A 6,510-nucleotide genomic window follows, 5' to 3' on the forward strand; every position below is an offset into this window, starting at 1 on the left:
CAATGTTAAAAATATTAATATTTCTGATTTAACTAGGGGTGTTTATTTTATTACCATTAAATCGTCTGGAAATAATAATTGCTCTATAAAATTGATAAAGGAATAATAAACAACGAACCGCTAACAGCGGTTTTGCGCAACGCGGGGATTTGTGTTTCAAAAAGTCATCAAGTTGCTTGGAAGTTCGCGTTCCTTTTGATACCTTAGAGTTCTGAAACCCGCGCTGCGCAAAGCCGCGGACCGTTGTGCGTCATTGTGGGCGAAATCGTAAAAAACAGAAAAAATACTAAAAATGAAAAAAGCAATAATAATTGGAGCAACCTCTGGAATTGGAAAAGAACTTGCGAAATTATTAACCGAAAATGGATATTTAGTTGGAATTACTGGAAGAAGAATTGAATTGCTTTCCGAAATCGAAAAAGAGAATCCAAAATTATACAGAATAAAGAATTTTGACATAACCGAAATTGAAAAAATTGAAACTAAATTAACTGAACTAACAAAAGAAATTGGTGGAATTGATTTACTGATAATAAGTTCTGGAATTGGAGATATAAATGTAGATTTAGATTTTGCAATCGAAAAAGGAACTATCGAAACAAATGTTTTAGGTTTTACTTGCGTTGCAGATTGGGCTTTCAATTATTTCGAAAAACAAAAATTTGGTCATTTAGTTGCAATTAGTTCGATTGCGGGAATCAGAGGAAGTAGACAAGCAACTTCTTATAATGCGACAAAAGCGTATCAAATAAATTATTTGGAAGGTTTACGTCAAAAAGCAAAAAACTTAAAAATGAAAATATTTGTCACTGACATTAGACCAGGTTTTGTAAATACCGAAATGGCTAAAGGCGAAGGTTTATTTTGGGTTGCGTCAGTTGAAAAAGCATCAAAACAGATTTATAACGCAATATCAAAAAAGAGAAAAATAGTTTATGTAACAAAACGTTGGGGAATAATTGCAACAATATTGAAAAGAATTCCAAATTTTATTTACGACAAAATGTAAATAAAACAACGAACGCACAACAGCAGTTACACAAGATGCAAGGATTTAGTGGAATTGCCGTTTCGCATTGAACTTTTTACTTAAATAGAAAATATGCAGTCACGAAGCCTTGCACCTCGTGTAGCTGCGGAACGTTGGTGGCAATTATGCCGAACTCAAGCCGACAGAAAACTAACGACCAAGAATTGTTATGACAAACGACTTTTTAGACAGTGCGAAAAAACAGTTTGAGTATTACAAAATGCTCGGAGAAAAAACATTTTCACAACTTTCAGACGAACAACTTTTTAAACAACTAAACGAAGAAAGTAATAGCGTTGCTACAATTGTAAAACATTTGTGGGGAAATATGCTTTCACGTTGGACAGATTTTTTAACAACTGACGGCGAAAAAGAATGGCGACAACGAGACGCAGAATTTGACAACGATATTACAACCAGAACTGAACTTTTAGAAAAATGGAATGAAGGTTGGACTTGCTTATTTAACGCTATAAATCCGTTGACAGAAAACGATTTGACAAAAGAAATATTTATAAGAAATCAAGGACACACAATTACAGAAGCGATAAATAGACAACTTGCACATTATCCATATCACGTTGGACAAATTGTATTTATCGGAAAAATATTGTGTAATGAAAATTGGACTTCACTTTCAATACCGAAAGGAAACTCAAAAGAATATAACGCTGACAAATTTGCTAAACCGAAACAAAAACAACATTTTACGGACGAATATATAAACGATAAAAATACTCTTTAAATGATAAAAGGAATTTATGAAACTCATATAAATGTAGAAAATTTAGAAACTTCAATTGAGTTTTATCAAAATGTGCTCGGACTTGAAAAGTGTGGCTATAATGATGAACGAAGAATTGCATTTTTTTGGGTTGGAAAACCACAAGAATATATGTTAGGACTTTGGGAAAAACCTAAATCAGAAATTGTAAAAATGCACTTTGCTTTTCGTTGCGACAAGGAAGATATTTTAAATAACTCAATCTCATTTTTAAAAGAACGAAATTTAAACCCGTATAATTTCCTTAAAGACAATAATGAAATACCAATGGTTTTTTCTTGGATGCCAGCATTGGCAATTTATTTTGACGACCCAGATGGACATTGTTTAGAATTTATTTCTATTATAGAAGGACAACCAAAACCAGAATTAGGAATTATAACCTTTGAAGAATGGGAAAGGGACACAAAAATTTAATAAATAAACCAAATAAAAATAACTGCACCTAACAGCGTGCAAGCGCCATAACCCTGCCGCAGGCGCAACACAGGGTTACGATCGCCTGCACGCAAACCGTTATGCCTCATTGTAAAGACGACAGCGTAAACATAAACCGACAGACAGAAAAAAAAGAGTAATAATTGCAAAACGAAAATAATAACAATTAAAACAAAAAAAATGAAACACAAAAAAGTAAAATTGAGTGTTTTTTTGTTAGGCCTCGGGCTAACAGCACAAGCACAACAAGCAACTACCGTCACAGGCGGTGATGCTTCGGGTAGCGGAGGAGCCGTTGCTTATTCTGTAGGGCAAATTGTTTATACCACCAACACAGGAACCACAGGTTCGGTAGCACAAGGCGTGCAACAACCCTACGAAATTTCTATTGTGCTGGGTATAGAAGACAATTCCATTAATTTAGGATTATCAGCTTACCCAAACCCAACTACCAATTATTTAACGCTAAATGTGGGCAACTTTGAACTTTCAACTTTGAACTTTCAACTCTATGACATAAGCGGAAAATTAATTGAAAGGCGAAAAATAATAAGCATTAGCGAAACCATTGCAATGGAAAACTTACCTACTGCCACCTATTTTTTAAAAGTAAGCAACAATAACAACGAAGTAAAAACATTTAAAATCATTAAAAACTAAAAAACTATGAAAAAGATATATTCAATACTAGCTGGGCTATTATTAACAGCAAGCGTATTTGCCCAAGCCCCACAAAAAATGAGTTACCAAGCTGTAATTCGCAATAGTAGTAATGCATTAATAACCTCTACACCTGTTGGAATGAAAATAAGCATTTTGCAAGGTTCACCAACTGGTACGGCTGTATATGTAGAAACCCAAACACCAAGCACCAACGCCAATGGTTTAGTAAGTTTAGAAATTGGGACAGGGACTGTTGTTTTTGGAAATTTTACTACCATCGATTGGGCAATGGGCCCTTATTTTATTAAAACCGAAACCGATCCAACAGGAGGTACTAGTTACACTATAGTAGGCACAAGCCAACTGATGAGTGTTCCTTATGCCTTGTTTGCAGAAAAAGCAGGCCCAAATACTTGTTCATTACCATCTGAATGTGGTCCAGGATTTACTTGTTCGGGCGGTTATTGTGTTCCAATACCAGGGGCTACAGGTCCGGCTGGGGTTATTGCTTCAGGCAGTGCTTTGGGTAATACTATTTTTTGGGATGGATCACAATGGGTTTTAAATAATAATTTTATTTATAATAATGGTAATAGTGTAGGCATAAATAATAATGCACCAGACTCATCTTCACTTTTAGATGTTAAATCTACTACTAAGGGTTTTTTACCACCAAGAATGACTACTATAGAGCGTAATGCAATTGTATCGCCCGCTCAAGGATTAGTGATTTTTAATATTACTACAAAATGCTTTGAAGTATGGAGCGGCGCTTCTTGGATTAGTATATGTGAAGGAGCGTGTGTACCATCTCCAACTTTATCCAATGCTGGAGTGGATTTTAATAGCCCGACATTAAATTATACTTTACAAGGAAATACTCCAACTATCGGAACAGGTCTATGGACAATTCAATCAGGAGCTGGAGGTGCTATTACAAATAGTAGTAACCCAAATTCTTTATTTACAGGAGTTTTTGGAACAATTTATACTTTGGAATGGTCAATATCAAATAGCTGTAGCACTTTTTCAGATCAGGTTATCATTTCTTTTGGATGTGCCTCAGGGTATGCTAATTGTAATGGCTCTTCAGTAGATGGATGTGAAATTAATATTACTACTTCTGCCAGTAATTGTGGAGCTTGTGGAAACGTATGTGCTCTTCCAAATGCTACATCGGGATGTGTATCTGGAAATTGTTCAATAGTAAGTTGTAATACAGGATATTCAAATTGTAATGGTAATAATATTGATGGTTGCGAAGTAAACCTTCAAATTGATAATAATAATTGTGGGGCATGTGGCTTTGTATGTCCTCCGGGTCAAACGTGTGTAGGTGGAATTTGCCAATAAATTAGTAAAAGATTTATGAAGTGTTTTCATAATAATTCAAATTTAATAATTTTTGAAAACACTCTCTTAGTTTTTGACTAAATCAGTACACTTTTTGCTGACGATTTACAGTATTATGATTTACAGGTTTACCGAGATACGTATAAACTTATTTTGAAAATATTTGAGTGTACCAAAGATTTTTCAAAGGAGTATAAACACAAGTTTACTAATGGATGGCATAAGCAAACAAATTTTGTACTGAAGAAAAGAACAACGAAGGCATAACACGGGTTTGGCAAAAGTGGCGGTTCAGTGCTCCGCAGACACATTTGTGGTTAATCAAACATTGGTTCTCCGCATCAACATTTGTGGTGAAAATCGCCACCTTCGCCAAGCCCGAAAACGTTAGACGTCACTTTGTCGCGGCGCACAGAAAAACATAAATAAAACAGAAATTTTTTGTTCGAATACCATAAATTGGTATATTTGCTATAAACTTTAAATTATGGCACGAAATACATCAATATTAATTGGAGAATATTATGAAAATTTTATAAACGGACAAATCGCAACAGGAAAATATAGTTCTGTAAGTGAAGTTGTTAGAACTGCATTGCGACATTTTGAAGAAGAAGAAATTCAAAAAAAATCTTTAATCAGCGAATTAGAAATTGGAGAGAAAAGCAAAAAAATAAAAGATTTCAACAGAAATGAAAATTTAGCAATGCTGAATAAAAACTTCCAAAAATAATGGCAGAATATATTATCAGTGAAAAAGCTCTTGAAGATTTAAATAATATTTGGATTTATACGGCAGAAAATTGGTCTGTTGAACAAGCAAACAGATATTACAATTTAATTGTTGATGAAATAGAATATGTTTCGGAAAATTTTGGAACAACAAAAGATTTTGGAAACGTTAGAAAAGATTATAAATATTCAAAAGTGAAATCACATTTATTGTTTTACAAGAAAACTGAAAATACAGAAATGGAAGTTGTTAGAATTTTACACGAAAGAATGGACATAAAAAATAGAATAAGCGAATAAACAGAAAAGCGAACGCCTAACAGCAGTTTCTCGCAATTGCGAAATTTGTTGTAAGTTCACGTTTACGTTTCGCAAGAATTTTTATCTTTAACAGAAAATAAACGGTTACGAAGTTCGCAACCTCGCCAAGCGCCGCTGGTTATTTTGTAAACGTAAAAATCAATGACTTTTCAATAATTAAAAAGTTTGTTTATATTTGTTGATGCTAAATCATTTGAAACATGAACTACACAATGTCTTTTCAGGAAAGAGCCAAATTAGGTTTGGAACAATTATCCAATCAATCGCCAGTTACCTTAACTATGGCACGCAAACAGGCGCAATCATTAAATACGAAAAGCACTTCAAAAAACAAGAAACAAAGAGTTTAGAAAATTATATTTCTGAAAAAAATCTTTGGATATCTATTGATCTAACTCAATATATTAGTGAAGGTGCCGAACAAAAAGTATATTTAAAGGATACTGAAAATGTGCTTAAACTAAATGATAGTATTTATTATAATTCTTGGAAAGATTATTTTTATAATTTATTGCTTCACAATTATTTCTTTCCTGATACAGCATATGATTTAATTGGCTTTACAAAAGATAATGACATTTTATATGCAGTCGTTCAACAAGCTTATGTTTCAATAACAGCTAATACAGATTTAAAACAAGTCAAAGAATTTTTAACTCTAAATGGCTTTGAAAACAATCGCAATAATGATTACATCAATCGCGAATTAGGAATTATTTTGGAAGATTTACATGATGAAAATGTTTTGACAAGAAATGAAGTATTATATTTTATAGACACTGTTTTCTATCTAACCGAAGCATTTTGGGATGAATAATAAAAATAACCGTTAACAACCTTATCTCGCAATTGCGAATTTTGTGGTAAATTCACGTTTGCTTGCCGCTAGAAATATTAACTTATTGGAAACAAATAATTATAAAGCTTGCTAGTTTGTCATACAAACTATAAAGTTAGTGACGATTTTGAAAAGAACATACAATATAAAAGAGATAAACCGGTAAACCGAACACCTTAATCAAACGTAAAATGAATAAAAAAATAGTTTTTTACATTATGCTATTATTAAGTTTTTCAAGCTCAATAAATGCTCAAAATTCTAGAATAAACAACCATAATACTATCGGATGGTATAATTATTTTGGGACATTTAAAGTTTCTCAAAAGTTTGGTATCCACACAGAATATC

The 6,510-nt window shown here is 32.9% G+C and carries 9 protein-coding genes; all 9 read left to right on the forward strand.

What is annotated here, in order from left to right; genetic code table 11:
* The first annotated feature begins 13 nt into the window (after positions 1-13).
* The 9 genes from ACIQZC_RS08055 to ACIQZC_RS08095 all read left to right on the forward strand — a co-directional run bounded on the left by ACIQZC_RS08055 (position 14) and on the right by ACIQZC_RS08095 (position 6,138).
* The gene (locus tag ACIQZC_RS08055) at positions 14-106 is read left to right on the forward strand and encodes a hypothetical protein (RefSeq protein ID WP_396138728.1); all 93 of its coding nucleotides are present in this window, start codon (positions 14-16) and stop codon (positions 104-106) included.
* A gap of 186 nt (positions 107-292) precedes the next feature.
* A complete protein-coding gene (locus ACIQZC_RS08060) occupies positions 293-1,009 on the forward strand; it encodes an SDR family NAD(P)-dependent oxidoreductase (protein ID WP_396138720.1) in 717 nt (238 codons plus the stop codon).
* A 190-nt stretch (positions 1,010-1,199) separates the two neighbouring features.
* A complete protein-coding gene (locus tag ACIQZC_RS08065) occupies positions 1,200-1,775 on the forward strand; it encodes a DUF1572 domain-containing protein (protein WP_396138721.1) in 576 nt (191 codons plus the stop codon).
* Entirely contained in the window at positions 1,776-2,231 is a 456-nt protein-coding gene (locus ACIQZC_RS08070; RefSeq protein WP_396138722.1) for a VOC family protein, read from the forward strand.
* A gap of 201 nt (positions 2,232-2,432) precedes the next feature.
* Positions 2,433-2,912, forward strand: coding sequence for a T9SS type A sorting domain-containing protein (locus tag ACIQZC_RS08075; RefSeq protein ID WP_396138723.1), 480 nt, complete (start codon positions 2,433-2,435; stop codon positions 2,910-2,912).
* Between the two features lie 6 nt (positions 2,913-2,918).
* Entirely contained in the window at positions 2,919-4,268 is a 1,350-nt protein-coding gene (locus tag ACIQZC_RS08080; protein WP_396138724.1) for a hypothetical protein, read from the forward strand.
* 487 nt (positions 4,269-4,755) lie between these two features.
* The gene (locus tag ACIQZC_RS08085; RefSeq protein ID WP_396138725.1) at positions 4,756-5,001 is read left to right on the forward strand and encodes a type II toxin-antitoxin system ParD family antitoxin; all 246 of its coding nucleotides are present in this window, start codon (positions 4,756-4,758) and stop codon (positions 4,999-5,001) included.
* Positions 5,001-5,300 carry a type II toxin-antitoxin system RelE/ParE family toxin gene (locus tag ACIQZC_RS08090; RefSeq protein ID WP_396138726.1) on the forward strand — a complete coding sequence of 100 codons (300 nt, stop codon included), beginning with the start codon at positions 5,001-5,003 and terminating at the stop codon, positions 5,298-5,300. The genes ACIQZC_RS08085 and ACIQZC_RS08090 overlap by 1 nt, the downstream gene beginning before the upstream one ends.
* 214 nt (positions 5,301-5,514) lie before the next feature.
* Positions 5,515-6,138 carry a hypothetical protein gene (locus tag ACIQZC_RS08095; protein ID WP_396138727.1) on the forward strand — a complete coding sequence of 208 codons (624 nt, stop codon included), beginning with the start codon at positions 5,515-5,517 and terminating at the stop codon, positions 6,136-6,138.
* The last annotated feature ends 372 nt before the right edge of the window (positions 6,139-6,510 follow it).

The sequence above is a fragment of the Flavobacterium sp. genome (assembly GCF_044338735.1).
Lineage (GTDB): Bacteria > Bacteroidota > Bacteroidia > Flavobacteriales > Flavobacteriaceae > Flavobacterium.